General features: G+C 46.9%; 13 protein-coding genes and 1 pseudogene. 9 read left to right on the forward strand and 5 right to left on the reverse strand.

The window, feature by feature from the left end; translation table 11 throughout:
* A pseudogene (locus VIP81_RS00775) lies at positions 1–303 on the forward strand (MFS transporter); the annotation flags it as partial.
* 93 nt (positions 304–396) lie between these two features.
* On the opposite strand, the gene VIP81_RS00780 reads toward VIP81_RS00775, so the two are convergent.
* Positions 397–2043, reverse strand: a complete 1647-nt coding sequence (locus VIP81_RS00780) for an altronate dehydratase family protein (RefSeq protein WP_331956567.1) — start codon at positions 2041–2043, stop codon at positions 397–399.
* 649 nt (positions 2044–2692) lie between these two features.
* Here VIP81_RS00780 and VIP81_RS00785 point away from each other — a divergent pair.
* From VIP81_RS00785 to VIP81_RS00820, 8 genes are all read left to right on the forward strand, one after another.
* On the forward strand, positions 2693–4645 hold the full coding sequence (locus VIP81_RS00785) for a heparinase II/III domain-containing protein (RefSeq protein ID WP_331956568.1): 1953 nt from the start codon (positions 2693–2695) through the stop codon (positions 4643–4645).
* Between the two features lie 136 nt (positions 4646–4781).
* Positions 4782–6164 carry a DUF2264 domain-containing protein gene (locus tag VIP81_RS00790; protein ID WP_331956569.1) on the forward strand — a complete coding sequence of 461 codons (1383 nt, stop codon included), beginning with the start codon at positions 4782–4784 and terminating at the stop codon, positions 6162–6164.
* A gap of 115 nt (positions 6165–6279) precedes the next feature.
* Positions 6280–7122, forward strand: a complete 843-nt coding sequence (gene kduI / locus VIP81_RS00795) for a 5-dehydro-4-deoxy-D-glucuronate isomerase (protein WP_331956570.1) — start codon at positions 6280–6282, stop codon at positions 7120–7122.
* Entirely contained in the window at positions 7082–9370 is a 2289-nt protein-coding gene (locus VIP81_RS00800) for a DUF4861 family protein (RefSeq protein WP_331956571.1), read from the forward strand. The genes kduI and VIP81_RS00800 overlap by 41 nt, the downstream gene beginning before the upstream one ends.
* Positions 9371–9419: 49 nt before the next feature.
* A complete protein-coding gene (kduD, locus tag VIP81_RS00805; RefSeq protein ID WP_331956572.1) occupies positions 9420–10181 on the forward strand; it encodes a 2-dehydro-3-deoxy-D-gluconate 5-dehydrogenase KduD in 762 nt (253 codons plus the stop codon).
* Positions 10182–10211: 30 nt separating this feature from the next.
* Positions 10212–11267 carry a LacI family DNA-binding transcriptional regulator gene (locus tag VIP81_RS00810; RefSeq protein WP_331956573.1) on the forward strand — a complete coding sequence of 352 codons (1056 nt, stop codon included), beginning with the start codon at positions 10212–10214 and terminating at the stop codon, positions 11265–11267.
* A 22-nt stretch (positions 11268–11289) separates the two neighbouring features.
* Complete coding sequence (locus VIP81_RS00815) at positions 11290–12486, forward strand: glucuronyl hydrolase (RefSeq protein WP_331956574.1); 1197 nt, start codon at positions 11290–11292, stop codon at positions 12484–12486.
* 18 nt (positions 12487–12504) lie between these two features.
* The gene (locus VIP81_RS00820; RefSeq protein WP_331956575.1) at positions 12505–13761 is read left to right on the forward strand and encodes a DUF2264 domain-containing protein; all 1257 of its coding nucleotides are present in this window, start codon (positions 12505–12507) and stop codon (positions 13759–13761) included.
* Here VIP81_RS00820 and VIP81_RS00825 read toward each other — a convergent pair.
* The 4 genes from VIP81_RS00825 to VIP81_RS00840 form a co-directional block, all read right to left on the reverse strand.
* Positions 13758–15245 carry a DUF255 domain-containing protein gene (locus tag VIP81_RS00825; protein ID WP_331956576.1) on the reverse strand — a complete coding sequence of 496 codons (1488 nt, stop codon included), beginning with the start codon at positions 15243–15245 and terminating at the stop codon, positions 13758–13760. The genes VIP81_RS00820 and VIP81_RS00825 overlap by 4 nt on opposite strands.
* 57 nt (positions 15246–15302) lie before the next feature.
* On the reverse strand, positions 15303–15842 hold the full coding sequence (locus tag VIP81_RS00830) for a GNAT family N-acetyltransferase (RefSeq protein ID WP_331956577.1): 540 nt from the start codon (positions 15840–15842) through the stop codon (positions 15303–15305).
* 140 nt (positions 15843–15982) lie between these two features.
* Positions 15983–19873 carry a Pls/PosA family non-ribosomal peptide synthetase gene (locus tag VIP81_RS00835; protein WP_331956578.1) on the reverse strand — a complete coding sequence of 1297 codons (3891 nt, stop codon included), beginning with the start codon at positions 19871–19873 and terminating at the stop codon, positions 15983–15985.
* A gap of 111 nt (positions 19874–19984) precedes the next feature.
* A partial coding sequence (locus VIP81_RS00840) for a hypothetical protein (RefSeq protein ID WP_331956579.1) occupies positions 19985–20225 on the reverse strand: 241 nt, incomplete at its 5' end.

A 20225-nucleotide genomic window follows, 5' to 3' on the forward strand; every position in this document is an offset into this window, starting at 1 on the left:
GGGTTGATCAGCTTGGCAACGGCGGCCCATCAGGCATGGTCTGCTACTATTTTCACTACTGCTTCTGATATGTTCCCTAAGCGTGCAGTTAGTTCCATAGTGGGTATTGGTGGTATGGCAGGTTCTATTGGTGGTACTTTGTTTCCGATTGTGATAGGTACTATGCTGAATCACTATAAATTGATTGGCAATATCGGTATTGGCTATAACATTCTTTTTTCCAGCTGCGCGGTGGCTTACCTCATCGCCTGGGGTGTGATGCATTTATTTGCACCTAAGATGGAAAGGGTACAGTTAGATTAATATTGTAACCTCACTATAAACAGAAAACGTCCGGGCAGATGTCCGGACGTTTGTTTTTATTCTTATGAGTATCAAAAATTATTCGCTAATATCTTACAGGGAAACGCCTCTCTTCCATGGAATAAAGTCGTCCTGATTCAGTTGTTCGGCTTTGGTATGTACTTCACCGCTGGCAGTTTTGATCACATACTCAAGAATTTCTTCTCCCATATCTGCAATGCTGTGTTCTCCGCTGATAATAGTACCGGTGTTGATGTCGATAATATCTTTCATACGGGTAGCCAGCCTGGTGTTGGTAGCCAGTTTTACAACGGGCGTAATAGGGTTACCGGTAGGGGTGCCCAAGCCTGTAGTAAACAGTACTACGTTGGCGCCGGAGCCTACTTCCGCGGAAGTAGATTCTACGTCGTTACCGGGAGTACATAACAGGTTTAATCCTGGTTTAGTAACATATTCAGTGTAGTCCAGTACATCTGTTACAGGAGAAGTACCGCCTTTTTTAGCTGCTCCGGCAGATTTGATCGCATCTGTAATGAGGCCATCTTTAATATTTCCGGGAGAAGGGTTCATATAAAATCCTGAACCAACAGATTGTGCCTGATTTTCATATGCGCGCATGATGCGGATGAATTTATCAGAGGTTTCTTCTGTCTGGCAACGGTTAATGAGTTCCTGTTCCACACCACAGAGTTCCGGAAATTCGGAGAGGATGGAAGTACCACCTAACGCCACCACGAGGTCGGACGTATGTCCTACTGCCGGGTTAGCGGAGATACCTGAGAAACCATCAGAACCGCCGCATTCCAGGCCGATCACCAGTTTGGAAAGTGGGCTGGGCTGACGGGTTTGTTTGTTGACCTCTACCAGTGCCAGGAAAGTATCTTTAATGGCGGCAGAGAGCATCGCAAATTCAGAAGCACTCTTCTGTTGTTCGTATACCAGTACCGGTTTGTTGAAATCCGGGTTGAGTTTCTTTAATGATTCCTGCAAAATGGATACCTGTGCATGCTGACAGCCGAGGCTCAGGATGGTAGCACCTGCCACGTTGGAGTGATGGATATAGCCGGCCAGTAAAGCACATAGTGCATCCGAGTCCTGGCGGGTACCACCGCAACCACCTTCATGGGTGAGGAACTTAATACCATCTATATTGGGGAATACTACATTTCGTTTACTCGTTTCCGTTAGGGCGCCTGCTTCGTAGTTTTTAATGGCCTCTAGGTTACCACTTTTATAAAGCGACACCAGGTCGGACACCTGTTCGTTGTACACTTCTGCCGGAGAGAAACCCAGTCCTTTTTCGAAGGCTGTTTTAATCACACTTACGTTCCTGTTTTCACAGAATACCAGTGGAATAACGAGCCAGTAGTTACGGGTACCTACTTGTCCATCTGTACGCTGGTAGCCCATAAAGGTGCGGTCTTTCCATTTGCTCACATCGGGCGCCTGCCATTCCAGGGAGCTGTCTTTTTCATGAAATGCATTCGCATCATGTATTACATTTTCCGTTGTAATACTTTCTCCCTGTAAAATGTTTTTGCTGGCTTTGCCTACCAGTACACCGTACATGGTAATAGGATCGCCTTCCCCGATACTGGAGATCAGGAATTTATGTTTCGCAGAAATATTTTGCTGAAGTTGAATGTTATGTCCGTTAAATGATATATCGGTTCCCGCTGGTATATCCTGTAGGGCTACCAGCACATTGTCGTCAGGATGAATTTGTAAATAAGCGTTCATAACAGCTAAAGTAGTAAATATGCGCTCGGGCTGATGATACTAAAATGTTAATCCATGATAACATTTTGACTATTTGGGAAAACAGCTGAAATCTCAGGTGGTAGCATGTTAGGAATGAATTATAAAATGTTAAACCACTATCAGGAGGTCAGTTTGAAGGCGATATCCCGCACTTTATCTTTTAAGAGTTGGGTAATGCAAACGTTTGTATTACTCAAATTATTTAATATTTTTGAATTTGATGGCGGTGTGACCTTCCCGGGAACTAACGTTTATCCGTTATGAAATTTGTATAAAGTGCTTATTATTAGTTGATTGTATGAAGATATCTACCTCATTCCATTGCGTAGAAGGAAATAGTGAACAAAAACTGGTTAGATAAAGGTATTCCTTTTTATTGAAGGCATTTAATGCAAACGTTTACATAAATTGTTACCAGGCAGAAAAACGAACCAGACCCGTCAGAGATATACTTCTCCCGGGGCTATGCCGGGGAGGGAGGGGAGATAACAGCAGACACATGGCCATGGGCCAATACAAAAACTGCAACAATGCCAGCTGACGAAACATCCATCCGATGGGAAATATTATCTAACATGGCTATTAGCCATGACATACATTTTTTATCTTACTAAAAAGTAATTGTCAAATGGACATTAAAAGTATACGCTGGATGATACTGCTTTTTTCAGGTATTGTCGCTGCAAGCAATTCCACGGCACAGGAACATAAAAAGGAAAGAAATTACCTGTATAATGAATACCAGCATGGTGGTGGCGAAGCTGCTTTCAGGGATCTGGCGCAGTGGCGACAAGACCGCTTAAAGTCCATCACAGTTAAAATGGCGGCATTACCGGCAGTTACAAAAGCTACGTTATTGAAAGAAGCAGATAAAGCCATGGCATTTAACTGGCCTTCTTTACCCGCTACTTTATACCTGGAATACCGTGATAATGGCAACCGGGTTAATTTTGAAAATGCACAATTTGAACGCCGTAAAGTATTAGCCGCCCTGGTAGCGGGAGAACTGGCGGGAGGCAACGGAAAATATATGCCGCAGATCGTAAACGGCTTGTGGCTGATACTGGAAGAAAGCACCTGGGTATTGCCTGCGCATATCGGCGCACAAAAGGCGGGTAGCGGCTTGCCTGATCCTGCGGAGCCAGTAGTGGATTTATTTGCCGGCGAAACTTCGGCTACGCTTAGCTGGGCCCAGTTTCTTCTGCATGATCAGCTGGATAAAATTTCACCCATGGTGAATAAACGGATTACTTATGAGCTGCAGCATCGTATTGTGGAGCCCTTCCTGCAACGCAACGACTTCTGGTGGATGGGCTGGTCCGGCCGTAGTGTGAATAATTGGAACATCTGGATCAATACCAATGTATTACAGACTGCCCTGTTAAGTATAAATGAGACGGATATACGAAATAAGGTGATCGAAAAGGCGATCCGCAGCGCAGATAACTTCGTAAACGGTTATCCGGAAGATGGGGGTTGTGATGAGGGACCCACTTACTGGGGCCATGCAGGTGGAAAGCTGATAGAGTTCATCACCTTATTGAACAATGCATCTGCGCACAAACTCAGCTGGAGCAACAATCAGCTGATTCATCAGATTGGCGCCTATATTTATAAAATGCATGTTGATAGCAGCAGGTTTGTAAATTTTGCAGATGCATCTGCCAGCACTATTCCTCCGCCTCATACGGTATATTTATACGGTACTGCCTTCCAGGATCCTTTACTGATCAACTTTGCAGCGTATTTATCCCGCCTCGATAATCCCGATAGCCTGAAAGTAAAAGCGCCTTCGCTGGCTTTCTTTATTTATAACCTGGAATGCAGGGATGCTTTACTGGCTACCAAACCAGCAGCACCTTATACGGCTGTAAACTGGTTGCCTGATTTGCAGGTAGTATCTATGCGCTCGCAGGCAGGTACTTCTAAAGGCCTGTTTTTTGCCGCTTTGGGCGGACATAATGCTGAGAGTCATAATCACAATGACGTGGGCAACTTTGTATTGTATATGGATGGCAAACCGGCATTGATTGATGTGGGCGTAGGTACCTATACCAAACAAACCTTCAGTGCAGATCGCTACAAATTATGGTTTATGCAATCGCAGTGGCATAATTGTCCCACGATCAATGGAGTGCAACAGCAAGATGGGCGACAGTTCCAGGCAAATGAGGTACGTTTTGGCAATAATAAGCTAAGCATGGACATCGCCGCTGCTTATCCGGCAGCAGCCATGGTACAATCCTGGAAGCGCACTTTCACTTTTGCTCCTGCTAAAACCTCGCTGCAATTAGACGAAGCCTGGCAGTTGAAAGAATGGAAGGAACCCTTTCTTTTGCACTTCATGACCAATTTACCGGCGGATACGAATACGGCAGGTAAAGTAATCTTACAAGGAAGCACCACTCACTTAACCATCACTTATGATCCCGCCCTGTTTGAAGTGATTTCAGAAAGACAGGAGGTCACCGATGGACGCTTATCACCGGTATGGGGAGATCATGTAACGCGGATCAGCCTGAAGGCGCGTAAACAGGCACTTAAAGGGCAGCATACAGTCAAGTTTGTAATGACCCGGTAAATCCGGACTGGATGGGAGTATTGCGCCATTTTTAAAATAAATGCTTGATTTTTGCAAACGTTTGCATTACTTTAGAGTTTTAGCCATCGCTGTGTGAGAAAAACAAGTAATTTAACTACATCAAAGTAATTCTACATTGGAACGCAGAAACTTTATCAAAATAGCGCCGCTGGCCGGTCTTGCAGGAGCAATGGCTCCGGGCAAAACACTGGCTGCTGCGGCGAATGAAGGAACAGTGAACAATGCCGCTACCGGGATACCGGGAATAAATGGAGGAACAGTGAACAATACCATCAGCGGAGAAACGGTGATCAACGCCACAGGTGCCGCATCGGAACCAGCGGAGGGAACAATAAACAAGGCCACATCAGTTATACCGGATCGGCAATATCATGTAAATTTATTGCAACGCATTTCCCGGCCGGTAGTGGAAAACATGAGCAAGGGTACCCTGAAACAAAACATGCCTTTGGAAAAAGGACCGGGCTATGGTCTGGCTGCAGAAAAGGTGACCTACCTGGAAGCCTTCGGACGTTGTATTTCAGGGTTGGCGCCCTGGCTGGCATTGCCGGATGATGCCACTGCAGAAGGAAAGCTGCGCAAACAAACGAGAGAACAGGTATTGCAGGGGATCGTGAACGGCGTAAATCCTGCTTCACCGGATTATCTGAACTTCCGGACAGAAGGACAACCGCTGGTGGATGCAGCCTATTTGTGTCAGACCTTTATGCGTGCCCCCGAAGCATTATGGGCGCCGCTGGACAATGCCACCAAAGCTAATGTGGTAAAAGAATTGAAAGAGTTAAGGCGCATTCGTCCTGCTTATAATAACTGGTTGTTATTTGCCGGTATGGTAGAAGCATTCCTGTTATCCATTGGTGAAGAATGGGAGCCACTGCGCACTATGGTGGCCACCAAAAAAATACAGGAATGGTACGCCGGCGATGGCTTTTACAGCGATGGACCGCAGTTTTCCCTGGATTATTATAACGGCTATGTTATACATCCGATGTTTACCGATATGCTGAAAGTACTGCTGGATAAGAAACAGGGAAGTAAGGCAGACTATGATCAGGCGATGAAACGGATGCAGCGATTTGCAGAACTGCAGGAGCGGATGATTGCACCGGATGGTACCTATCCTGCATTAGGCAGGTCTATGACTTATCGTACCGCCGCTTTTCAGCCACTGGTACAACTGGCGCTCCTGCATCAGTTGCCGGAAGGCGTGGCCCCGGCACAGGTACGTTGTGCGATGACGGCCATTATGAAAAAGATTTTTGACATGGAGGGGACCTTTGATAAACAGGGATGGCTGCAACTCGGTGTTTGCGGGCATCAGCCGGAAGTAGCAGATGTGTATACTTCTACCGGTAGCCTGTACATTTGTACCAACGGCTTCCTGGCGCTGGGATTACCTGCCACAGATCCTTTCTGGGCAGATCCTGCAGCAGAATGGACGGCACAGAAAGTATGGTCCGGCAAAACAATCAGGAAAGATTATCACGTTAATTATTAACAGCTTTTAGCCGTTAGCTTTTAGCTTTTAGACTAATGTTGTGTTAGTCTTCGCTGCATTTACTAAAAGCTAAAAGCTAAAAGCTAAAAGCTTCATCAAAACACGATAAAATTATATGAGCACCACGTTCGATTCAAGGTACGCCAGTAGTCCTGCTGAAGTAAAGCAAATGGATACCGCACAACTGAGACAAGCTTTTTTAATTACCAACATTTTTGAAGCAGATCAGATTACCTGGACGCATTCACATTATGACCGCTACCTCACCGGCGGTGCTATGCCTGTGAAAGGCCCGGTAACATTGGTCTCCATCGATCTCCTGAAAGCAAATTATTTCCTGGAAAGAAGAGAGCTGGGAATGATCAATGTGGGTGGAGAAGGAATAGTAGAAGTAGATGGAGAAAAATTTGAACTCGGCTACAAAGAAGCATTATACATTGGTAAGGGCAAACAGCAGGTAATATTTTCCAGCAAAAATGCACAAACACCCGCCAAATTTTACCTGAATTCCACACCGGCACATCATACCTACCCTACACGTAAAGTGTCTAAAAAAGAGGCAGATGTGGTGACGCTGGGTACATTGGAAACTTCCAATCATCGTACTATTAATAAGCTGTTAGTGAACAGTGTACTGGAAACCTGCCAGCTGCAGATGGGCATGACAGAGTTGCAACCAGCCAGTGTATGGAATACGATGCCGGCACATACGCACGACAGACGCATGGAAGTATATTTTTATTTTGAAGTACCGGAAGGACAGTCTGTATGCCACTTTATGGGACAGCCACAGGAAACCCGCCACGTATGGATGCAGAACGAACAGGCTATCATATCGCCGCCATGGTCTGTACACAGCGGCGCCGGTACCAGCAACTATACTTTTATCTGGGGTATGGCTGGCGAAAACCTGGACTATGGTGATATGGACCATTGCAAGATCACTGAATTACGTTAATGAACTGATAATAGCTGCTATCATGATGATGAAGAAAATTATCGCAGGAAGCTTGATGGGCTTGTCTTTCCTGTATGCCGGCTTACCAGCGCATGCTACCGGACCCGTTACGGAAAAGCATGCCGCTGCTTTTACAGATGACTTTACCGCACAAGTAGTAAGGGCACAAATGGAGAAGGTGGCTTCCTGGCAATGGAGGTACATTACCAATAAAGGCTGGAACCATGCACCTACCGACTGGACCAATGGTGCCATGTATGCCGGTATGGTATCGTTGACGCAAGTAACCAGTAATCCGTTTTTTATTGATCGCCTGGTACAGGTAGGAAAAGATAATAAGTGGAACACCGGACCTGATCGTTTTTTTGCGGATGAATACTGTGTGGGGCAGCTGTATTCACAATTATTTAGTGTGTACGGAGATACGTTGATGGTCGATAAATTCCGCAAACTGGCCGATAGTATTGTCGCCATGCCGCATACGGAGTCCCTCGAATGGAAGAATGGCATTCATCACCGCGAATGGGCCTGGTGTGATGCGTTGTTCATGGGACCTCCCGCGCTCGCCTATCTCTCTACTGCTACCCGTTATCCACGTTACCTGGAAACAGCAGATAAGTTATGGTGGAAAACTACCGACTACCTGTACAACAAGCAGGATAGCCTGTACTACCGCGATGGTAGTTACATCGGCAAAAAAGAAAAGAATGGTACCAATGTGTACTGGAGTCGTGGTAACGGCTGGGTAATGGGTGGACTGGTACGTATGCTGGATAATATGCCTGCCAACTATGCCGGCAAAAAGCGTTTCCTGGAGTTATATAAACAAATGGCTTACCGCATTGCCGCTTTGCAAACAGCGGATGGTACCTGGCATGCCAGCTTACTGGACCCTGATAACTATCCCGCAAAAGAAACGAGTGGTACCGGATTTTACGTATATGCGTTGATGTGGGGTATCAATAACGGCTTATTACCGGAGAAAGAATTTTTACCGGTTGTCCAGAAAGGCTGGCAGGCGCTCACCGGTTGCGTGCAGCCTAACGGTAAACTGGGTTTTGTACAGGAGATAGGTGCTGCCCCCGGAAAAGCTACAGCAGAGGATACTGAGGTATACGGCGTAGGTGCGTTCCTGTTAGCCGGATCAGAGCTGATTAAATATGACCTGCGCAAAAATGCTACCACTGCGGTAGTCATCTCCAATAACACAGGTGTAAGCAGGGAAGGCGACATCGTAGAAATTCCTTACGGAGATTTTATGAGCAAAGCCAGTAAGGCAGCCCAGAAAAGCTTTAAGGTAGTAGATGTGGTGAGTGGACAGGAAATCCCCTACCAGCTGCTTTATGAGGGTGGCAAAACTGCCCGGAAAATATTGTTGCAGGTAACATTACCTGCCGGCGCAAGCTTGCATGCGGCTATTGTGGAAGGTACGCCTGCGCCGGTAAAAGCAGGTGCTTATGGTCGTTATGTACCGGAACGTAAAGATGATTACGCCTGGGAAAATGATCGTATGGCTTACCGCATGTATGGCAAGAAACTGGAACAGACACCCCAGGAAATGGCCTATGGCATTGATGTATGGGCTAAGCGCACCACTGATATGGTGATTGATACCTGGTATAAACTGGATAACTACCATCATGATAACGGGCAGGGACTGGATTATTACAGTGTGGGTTTAACCCTTGGCGCTGGTGATACCGCTCCCTATGGAAAGGATACCATCTATTATCCCAAAAACTACCGTCAGTGGAAAACACTGGACAATGGACCATTGCGGACTACTTTTGCCTTGACTTATGATACCTGGCAGGCGGGTAATATAGCCGTTACCGTTACTAAAACTATTTCACTGGATGCTGGTTCTCAGCTGAATAAAATGCAGTTGCAGTATAGTTTTAAAGGCAATGCTTCTATTCCGGTAATGACAGGTATTGTAAAGCGTAAGGAACCTGGTACCGTATTGCTGGATGAAGAAACCGGTGTAATGGGTTACTGGGAGCCTACGCATGGCGCAGATGGAACGCTTGGTGTGGGCTGTGTATTTGCACGGGAAGTACCTGGTATGAAAACAGATAATGTACATTTGCTGAGCCCTGGTACTGCTGGTTCTCAACAGCCTTATGTATATTATTTCGGGGCTGCCTGGAACAAGGGAGGCCGCATCACTTCCGCTACGGAATGGTTTAATTACCTGGAAACATTTGCACAAAAGGTTAAACAGCCTTTACAGGTAACAATTCAATAATTTAGGATTTCCGGGTGTCAACATCCGGAAATCTTCCAATATTTATACAATGGATTTATTTCAATTAAAGGGTAAAACAGCCCTGGTAACAGGTTGCAAACGTGGTATTGGAAAAGGTATGGCTGTAGCGCTGGCAGCAGCAGGTGCAGACATTATCGGGGTTTCCGCTACCCTGGAACTCAGTGGCAGTGAAGTAGAGCAGGAAGTAAGGGCATTGGGCCGTAATTTTAAGGCGTACCAGTGTGATTTCTCGGACCGGACGGCCTTATATACATTTATTAAACAGCTGGAGCAGGAAGTACCGGTAGTAGATATCCTGATCAACAATGCCGGCACCATACTCCGCAAACCCGCTGCAGAGCACCCGGATGAGTACTGGGATGAGGTGATCAACATCAACCTGAATGCCCAATTTATCCTGACCCGCGAAATCGGAAAAGGAATGATTGCACGTGGAAGCGGAAAGGTTATCTTTACAGCATCTCTCCTCACCTTCCAGGGAGGTATTAATGTTCCGGGATATGCAGCCAGTAAAGGAGCAGTAGGTTCACTGGTAAAGGCATTTGCCAATGAATGGGCGTCCAAAGGAGTAAATGTGAATGCCATCGCGCCGGGATATATTGCGACCGATAATACCGCCGCACTCCGGGCAGATCAGCAACGAAGCAGCTCTATATTGGATCGTATTCCGGCGGGCCGCTGGGGACAACCGGAGGATTTTGCAGGACCTGCAATATTCCTGGCCTCTAAAGCGGCAGATTACGTACATGGTACTATCCTTACCGTGGATGGTGGCTGGATGGGAAGATAACAGAACATTTACAGCTAATAGTCGCTATACATGAGCAAGCAACGCACAGAAAAAACAATTGTGGACATTGCAGAAGAACTGAAACTTTCAGTATCTACTGTTTCACGCGCCCTGAACGATAATCCTAACATCAGCGCACGTACGAAAGATAAGGTGAAGAAGATGGCCCGTAAACTGGGGTATCGTCCGAATGCACTGGCGGCCGGTTTGCGGAATAATAAAAGCAAAACGATCGGGCTGATAGTGCCACGCATTTCCATGTTTTTTCCCGCGACCATCAGTACCATTATCCAAAACAAACTGCAGGAACACGGTTATAACCTGATCATTTGTCAATCAAATGATTCCTACGATCAGGAAGTAGCCCTCGTGAATACCCTGTATTCCGCACGGGTAGATGGTTTGGTAGTATCCACTACTTTATATACCACTGACTTTTCTCATTTCGATGTATTCAAGGATAACAATATTCCGCTGATATTTTTTGACCGCGTGCCCAAAGATTATAATGTAAAAGTGATCAAGGGAGATGACTACCTCGGCGGACATACTGCTACCACGCACCTGATAGAAAAAGGTTGTAAAGACATTGTACATATTTCCGGTCCGCTGACGAGCAATTTGTATGTGGAAAGAGTAGCCGGTTATAAAAATGCTTTGCAGGAACACAAACTGCCATTTAAAAAAACACGCATCTTTTATCATGAACTGACCCGTGAAAATGCATGGCAGACCTGTGAAAAAATTTTCGCACAAACACCTTATCCGGACGGGGTGTTTGCTTCCAATGATACCACCGCGATTACCATCATGGAGTATTGCCGTAAAATAAATGTGCGGGTACCGGAAGACCTGAAAATAGTCGGTTATTCCAATGATCCACGTACGGAAATAGTGACGCCGCCCGTTACCAGCGTAGACCAATATCCTGCCATGATGGGAGAACGGGTAGTGGCTGCTTTAATAGAATTGATCAACACCGCGCCTTCCAGTGTGCCAAGATATTCACAGGAGATAATACCTATTCAACTGATAGCACGCGAGTCTTCTGCCGGTACGGCAAAGAGCAGCGTAAAAAAGAAATGATCATTTTATAATCGCGTTATTTATGAGAAAGAACCTGTTCTTTACGGTAATGTTATTGCCGGTGATAGTTATGCAATCGTATGCACAATCCGGAAAAGCTGATAAAGCTTTATTGGTGAAAGCAGATGCAGCCCTGCAGTTTGCTGCCCGTCAATACAAATTGATGATGACACATGTGCCGGACAGCCTGTTACCACGTACTACCAATACCAAAGACGGCAGCCTGATGACTTCCAACTCCGGCTGGTGGACTTCCGGTTTTTATCCCGGCACCAACTGGTACCTGTTTGAATACACGAAAGATCCCGCCTTTAAAGCGGAAGCCCTGAAACGTATGGCATTGGTACAAAAGGAACAATTCAATACCCATACACATGATCTTGGTTTTATGATGTATTGCCCATTTGGCAACGCATGGCGCATTACCAAAGATCCTGCCTATAAAGCTATTTTGCTGACCAGCGCAAAGTCTTTGTCTACCCGCTTTAATCCTACCGTTGGTTGTATTAAATCCTGGGATCATGGCACCTGGAAATTCCCGGTGATCATTGACAATATGATGAACCTGGAGTTGCTGAACTGGGCTAGTCGCGAAACCGGTGATAAGCAGTTTGAGCAAATCGCCCGTACACATGCGAATACGACCATGAAGCATCATTTCCGTCCCGATTACAGTTCTTACCACGTAGTGGACTATGATCCGGCTAATGGGGCTGTATTGTCGCGTAAAACGCATCAGGGAGCAGCAGACAGCTCCGCCTGGTCACGTGGGCAGGCATGGGGACTGTATGGCTATACCGTGATGTATCGCGATACAAAGGATAAAGCGTACCTGGAGCAGGCCCGTCATATTGCGGAATATATCCTTAACAATCCAACCATGCCGGCAGACCTGGTACCTTACTGGGACTACAATGCGCCGGGCATTCCCGGTGCATTGCGGGATGTATCTGCTGCGGCAGTAGCAGCATCTGCACTGCTGGAACTGAGTCGCTATACCAATAAAACGGAAGGCAAACGTTACTGGCATGCAGCAGAAACCATGCTGACGAGTTTATGCAGCCCGGCTTACCTGGCGAAGGAAGGAGAAAACAATGATTTTATATTAATGCATAGTGTTGGATCTTTACCACATCATTCAGAAGTGGACGTACCGTTGACCTATGCTGATTACTATTTTGTAGAAGCATTGCTGCGGTACAAACAGTGGGCTAAGTAAGATATTAAATGTGTTTCCATGGACAGACGATTTTTTATTAAAGCCATCCCCATGGCGGGGGTGGCAGGTACCCTCGGTACTGATAAGGGAATGCTGAAGGCAATGGCTGCGGAGAAACCTGCGCCAGACGACAGAACTTATAATGTAGACTTGCTGATTCGTATATGCAAGCCCGTTATTAGTCGTTTGAGTGAAGGAAAACTGACGGCTTCCATGCCAACGGAAGTAGCACCTAACTACGCCAAACCAGTGACTAAAGTCACCTACCTGGAAGCATTTGGCCGCACATTGGCCGGACTGGCTCCCTGGCTGGAACTGGGACCAGACAATACTGTTGAAGGCAGCAAGCGCATAGAAATGCTGACAATGACCCGCAAGGCCATTGCCATGGCAGTGGACCCGGCTTCTCCGGATTACATGAATTTCACCGGGAAGTTTGATTCACAACCATTGGTGGATGGCGCTTTTCTGGCGCATGGACTGATCCGCGCGCCCAAAGAGCTGTGGGGAAAACTAACGCCAACTACACAACAACAGGTAATAGATGGGTTGATCAGCTTACGCAGTATCAAAGCATTTACCAATAACTGGGTATTGTTTTCTGCCATCATTGAAGCGATGCTGCTGAAGTTTGGCGCTGCCTGGGATCGGAAGCCAATAGATCTCGCAGTGCAGAAAATAATGGACTGGTATAAGGGAGATAGTATGTATGGCGATGGTGCACATTTCCATTATGATTACTACAACTCTTTTGTTATACAACCTATGCTGGTGGATGTGTTGAAAGTGATGGTGGAGAAGGGGGAAGGAGAGAAGGAAAACTACGAGCTGGCATTGAAACGTATGCAACGCTATAGCGCCATCCTGGAAAGACAAGTGTCTCCGGAAGGTACGTTTCCGGTAGTAGGTCGTTCTATACCTTACCGCAACGCTGCATTTCAGGCACTGGCACAAACTGCACTGGAGCATAAATTGCCGGAAGAAATTTCACCGGAGCAGGTGCGGTGTGCACTAACGGCAGTGAATAAACGAATTTTTGAAGCACCGGGTACTTTCGATAAACAAGGTTGGTTACAAATAGGTTTTTGTGGGCATCAGCCGGAAATTGCCGATGTGTATACTTCCACGGGTAGTCTGTATTTATGCACTACCGGTTTTCTCGCACTGGGCTTACCGGCGCAAGATCCATTCTGGTCGGGTGCTGCGCAGCCATGGACGGCTAAGAAAGCCTGGTCCGGAGCCATGGTGAAGAAAGATCATTCGATAGATTACTAATGCAACATTTCTTTCGCCGTTAGGATACCTGGCTCGGCGATGATTGTTTTTAATACAGCGGGAGAAGATATATAATTAAATATATTTTCTGCCGCTGTTTTGTATGCGGGATAGCCGTATTGAGATAATGCCTGCAGTACCTTGCAGGCATCTATATTTTCAGTAAGTACATTGTCCGGTGGCAGGTATTTATTATTGTTACTGAAGCTATAAAGCGCCTTATTTTTTCCGGTGAAATGTGCCAGCATATAATCGGCAGTGGCGGTAGCGGCGTGGAGCCCAGTGGTATCATTGCTTAGCTGATAATAATGCAGCCATGCCTGGCAAAGATATAGCTGATCCGCCAATGCTATACTGCTGTTGAAAGCCCGGTCGTGTACATATCCACCATCGGGTTGTTTGAATTTTTGATGGATGACCTGCAATATATTTCGGGCGTTGCTGAGGTAAGTTGTTTCTTTTGTAGCAGTGTACATGTATAGGAATGCATCTGCCAGCTGCGCATTTTCTTTGGCATAACAGGTACTGTCTATTCGTGGAATGCCTTGTTTATAGCGGTCTTCAGAGGATAAGGCAAAGTAGTTGCCTGCATGTTCTCCCGCTTTTAGATCAGCATCCTGAGAGTTGTAGTAGAGTTGTTCGTCGCTGTGCAGGAAGGTATTCAGATAACCAATGATTTTTTCTGCATGTTGCAATGCGCTGCTGTCTTTGGTGGCAGCGTAGCAGGCTGCATATATTTTTATGTATCTCGCCTGTATGCTCAGTATTTTTTCAAAGTGTGGATGTTGCCAATCGCCATTGGTAGAGTACTGATATACACCACCCCAGGCAGGATCGTTGATGCCATAGGAGCCATGGATAGTGAGCGGCAGCCATTTTTTTAATACCGGATCTGTGTTGCAATGTCGCAGCGCGTATTCAATACCATCGTATTCGAGAAAGTGTTGTTGCATATCGTAGCCACCATCCATCATGTCGAGATATTCGACAAAATTGTTTCGTACAAATGCCGCCGTAGTGGCAGACCATTTACCGGGTGCGATGGTGTTAACGACTGCTTTTTTTTGTGGTGCTATATAACGGTAACCATTATACGTTTTTTGTAGCATTGGAAGGAAATCAGAGGGAGAGAAATAGCCGGCTTGTTTCAGCAGTTCTCTGCCATCTTCATGAAATATAATAGTGGCGGGCCAGCCATAATCTTTGTATTTCGCGTAAAGGTCCGGGCGCTTGTCCTGGTTGGCTTTTATGCAAATATAGTTTTGGGAGAGATAGCTGATTACCGCAGGATTTTCATAGGTAGAATCATCCATGACATGGCACCAGTGACACCAGCTGGCGCCCAGATCCAGCAATACAGGTTTATGTTGCTGACTGGCGAGATCAAAGGCATGCTGATTAAATTCCTGCCACTGAATGGATTGGCTACTGGCCGTATTCATGGTGCAGCAGCCCAGGATGATAATGATATACCTGTTAAACACTGGATCGTTTTACAAGCATATACGGGGTTAGGGGATGATTGGTTTAGGGAAGAATATTCATTTCCCTTTATCGCCGGTTTTATCCGGAAACAGCGTTACCGGTTTTTTCCCATCTTCGGTCAGCCATTTTTCATATACCAGTCTTACTGGTTCATAATTTTCCGACGCCAAAAACTGTTGCATACGAACATTGTTGGCCAATGTATATCTCACCATTCTACGTATTCCTTTCGCTATGTAGATGCTTTCCAATGCTTCGTTCATCTGTTTGTAAATACCCTGGCGCCGGAATGTTGCAGCTACATAGCCGTCAGATACGTAGAGGGTATCGCCGGTATAGTCTTCAATGCGGCTTTCATCGGCTTCTTCGAGATAAGCAAAGATGAAGCCTGCCGGGGTATCATCCACATAAGCCAGTAAACAAGTGCCATCGCAGGTTTCCTGCGTTTCAATCACATGCTGCATGTAGTCGGCAGCGATATTGTCCCAGCTGGCGGTTTTCAGAAAAAATTCTTTTTCAGAGATGTGCAACTGTTCCATCATGTCGCTGATAAGCGCATAGTGGTCACGGATTCGTATAGGCCTAATTGTTATCATGAACGAAGTTGTTAAGGCGATAGTGCTGTGCAATGATTTTTTCTGTAGTTGCTTAAACAGGTATCACATCTCCCTAAAGTAAACCGTATATCCATAGCCGTTATAACATGGGCCTATGTTGCACTGCCCATGTGGTGCTTTTAGTCAGGTTTCACCGGGCTGCCCGTCCAGTTGGTGCCGGACTGCAGTTTTTCTCCCTTCATTACGAGCGACAATGGCGCGATGTTGACATCATCACCAATTTCACTATCATATAAAATGATGGACCTGGCGCCAATACTACTTCTCTTCCCTATTTTGATAGCGCCTACTTTCATGACACGGTCCTCAAACAGGTGTGTTTGTGGACCACTGTCTTCATTCAATACGCTATCGTTGCCTATTTCCACCATATCAAATTCGGTGATATCTGCGGTGTTCAGTACTACGCGGCGGCCTGTTTTTACGCCGAGCAGGCGGAGTACTATGGGCAGCCAGGGCGTACCTTTCAGGTATTCCAGCAGGAATGGAATAGAAAGCGCTTCGTAAGTGGAAGTGATCATTTCACTGCGCCATACTTTCGAGGTCCACATGGGGCTTTGCAGCGGCTTGTAAATACCTACGAGTATCCATTTGAGGATAATGGTAAAGGCGAATGCGGGCAGGCCCAAAAAGAACAGGTAATAGAATGGGAACTGCAGGAGAATCATCCACCAGGGTTTGTCGGTTACCAGGTCATGCGCGTAGGCGATGAACAGGATACTGCAACAAATCACCACCGTTTCGGGAATGAGGATGCGTATAAACTCCACGGTGGCTCTGGCCAGTTTGCGTTGAGGCGAAGGGTGTGTGGTGAGTTCGGGCGGAAAGAAATGACTTTCCTGGCGGCGTGGCAGCGCAATGGCAGGCGATCCAAACCAATCGCGTGCGTTGCTGTTGGCCAGTTGTTCTTTTGATGGCGGTGTGGACAACACACCTATGAGCATGTTGCCGGGCAGTTCATAACCCTGCGGTATCAGGGCACTGTTGCCTACAAAGCTGGTATCGTGAATAATTGTTTTTTCCAGGATCAGTTGTTGCCCGCGTACATCCGATTCACCGAGTGTTACGGCATCGGCAATAAAGGCGCCATCGCCTATTTCCAGTAGGGGATGGGTCACGCTGCTGGCGGTAGATACTTCTGTGTTCTTACCAATTTTAGCGCCCAGTGCACGGAACAGGGAAGAAATATATACCGTAGCAAAAATGGGATGTATGACAATCAGGGATAAAGACATCAGCTGATCGGCGAACCATTTACGGGCATAAAAAGCGCTGTAAATAGGATAGGTACCGGGTTTGATGCCCCATTGCAATAAACGGGTCAGCAATACTGTTTGGGCAGTAAATAAAATAATATAGGTCAGCGCCAGTGCGGGCGTAATCACCATATAGTTAAAGTTATAATCCGGCGCTGCATTATCCATTTGGTTCAGGGTAATGATGGTAGGCAGTAGCGGTAACAATACGGTGAAAGGAAATACCAGCAGGAATAAAGAAAAGATCACGCTGTATTTTGTGCGGGTAGCTTTAGACACGTAGAGTGGCTGTGGCAGTTCGCTGATACTTTTGGTGACTTTTAATTCTGCCGGACTGCCTTGCCATACTTCGCCTGTTTTAACGGTGGTGTTGGCGGCGAGGAAACTGAGGTCCTGTAATTCGCTCCAGGGTTCCATGACGGTGTCGCCACCAATAATGGCGCTACTGCCAATGTAGGCATGATCGCCCAGGTGAACGGTACGTAACTTCAGCAGGCCATCTTCCACAAAGGCGTTGTTGATCACTGCCTGGGAGCTGATGCTTACATCGCTGCCAATGGTGACCAGGTCTTCCGCGCCAATGGTAACGGCGCCCAGTTGTGCATCCGGCGCTATTTTTACACCCAGCATCCGGAGATAGGCGGGATATAAAGGGGTACCATTCAGGAACTGGGAAGGCATGAGGCGCTGGACTGTTTTTACCAGCCACCAACGGAAATAGTAGGTGCCCCATACCGGGTAATCGCCGGCTTTCATTTTACCGATCACCAGCCATTTGGTGCTGATGATTAATGCGGAGAATATTGGTGGCAGCAGGCAGAACATGATCAGCGCCGTGAGGATAGCATATCCCAGATGGCTGGTGTCCTGTTCTACATAATAATAACCGAGGTAAGGAAGGAATATCTGCATGGCAAATAACCCGAAGATGACCAGTATGGCCACTGTTTGTGCTATCCAGCAGGACAGGTGTCGCCACCAGGGAACTTTATTGAAAACGCGGTTTTGTTGTTTACCTGCCTGTGGTTGGGCGGCCCACACATTTACCAGTTCCTGTAATGGGCGGTGTATATAAATATCTTTGAGAGATGCCTGTGGCACATTGGCTTCCCGGCGCAGTCGTGATACTACGGCAGCAGCTAACAGGGAATGTCCTCCCAGGTCGGTAAAGAAATCCTGTTGCAGGTCAATGTTGCGGTCAGGAAATACTTTAGCGAGAATGATTTTTATTTTGTCTTCCAGCGGCGCATCCGGATCGATGGCTTCATGTGTGGTGACTTGTGTAAAGGCAGCTGGTAGGGGCAGTGCTTTGCGGTTTATTTTTCCGCTGGGCAGGCGGGGCATATCGTCCAATACCTGGATGATACCTGGCACCATATAAGGAGGCAATACTTTGGCGAGTTTAGCCCTGAGCTGTGATTCGTCAAAAGGTTGGTCATCTTCCTTTACTATATATCCTACCAGTTGATCCTGGTCATTACCATCTTTTTTAACGGCTACCGCGGCGGCTATTACGCCTTCCATGCTATGGAGCTGGTTTTCTATTTCTCCCAGTTCTATGCGATAGCCACGTAATTTTATCTGATCATCGAGGCGTCCCTGGAAATCGATGCTGCCATCGGGTAAGATGATGGCGGCATCGCCGGTGCGGTATAAGCGGGTGCCTGGCAGTTCGCTCATCGACGCTGGTTTATCCACAAATTTTTCGCGGGTAAGTTCGGGGCGGTCTATATAACCGGCGCCAACGCCGGGGCCGGAGATTACCAGTTCACCGCGTTCGCCTACGGGTAATATATCCAGCTTTTCATCTACCACCGCCATGTTATAATTCGGTAATGGCTGGCCGATGGTAATATAATCGCCGGGCTTCAGTGCGGCAAAAGTGGCGCTTACGGTTGTTTCCGTAGGGCCGTAGCTGTTATAAAAATGACGGGGAGGCGCTGCCCAGCGGGCGAGCACCTGTGGTGTACAGGCTTCTCCACCGGCATTGATCAGGCGGAGGGTAGGGATGTTATCATCCATAATGGCCAGCAGGCTGGGTACAGCATGCAATACCGTAATTTTTTCACGGTGCAGTACATCTCCCAGTTCATCGATGGCTTTGGCAGTGGTGGCATCGGCTACCCAGAGGGTGGCGCCGGCGAAGTAACTCAGCCAGGTTTCTTCGCACCACATATCAAAGGATACCGAGAAGCCCTGGTATACCTTGTCGGTGTTGCGTATATTTAAAACGGTTTGTTCTGCCCTGATCAGGTGACATATCTGCTGGTGGCTGATAGGAATACCTTTGGGTTTACCGGTGCTACCGGAAGTGTATAGTACGTAGGCGAAGTTTTCAGGTTGAGGACCGGCGCTGAGCTGGAATGTTTCGGTACTATCGGGTACCGGTGGTACAGTTAAAACGGCGGCATCGAGTTGCAGGGGTACTTCGCTGAAACAGGCGGCAGCCTTTACTTCTGTGAGCACACCTTCTACACGTTCCGCAGGCATTTCCCGGTCCAGTGGCACATACGCTGCTCCGGCCTTGATGATACCCAGTATGGCTGCATGCAGTTCAAGTCCACGTGGCCACCATATGCCTACCACACTACCCGGGCCTATACCCCTGGCCTGAAGAGAAGCGGCTACCGCATCACTCCAGTGATCCAGTTGTTTATAAGTAAGTGTTTGTTGTTGAAATATCAGTGCGGTATGGTGTGCATGCGCCTGCACAGTTTGGGTGAATATATCTGCCAGGGTTTCATGGTGGAGCAAATCTGGCTGCTGGGGCCCCTTAACTATACTATAAACATTCATAAGTCGCGTTCCCGTAGGTTCTTGGTATTTGGTAATTACAAAGTTACTGGTAAGAATCGGAGTAGCGGCTTATAATACCATTAAAAATAATAGGTTGTTTGGGAAAATTGGTGTATAATCTGAGAAGATGCTATTCATTTTTAATGGGGTAAATGTATACTTTTCGTGCACCAATAATACATGGCGGATAGCATATTTACCACGGATGAGATGAAGCATTGCCTGCACATGATGGCAGTGGCGGGTTGCGAGCAATCTTATCGCCGCCTGTTTCGATGGTTTTATGCCCCCTTGCAGCAGTTTGCTTTTT

This window comes from Chitinophaga sp. (assembly GCF_036566945.1).
Classification (GTDB): domain Bacteria; phylum Bacteroidota; class Bacteroidia; order Chitinophagales; family Chitinophagaceae; genus Chitinophaga.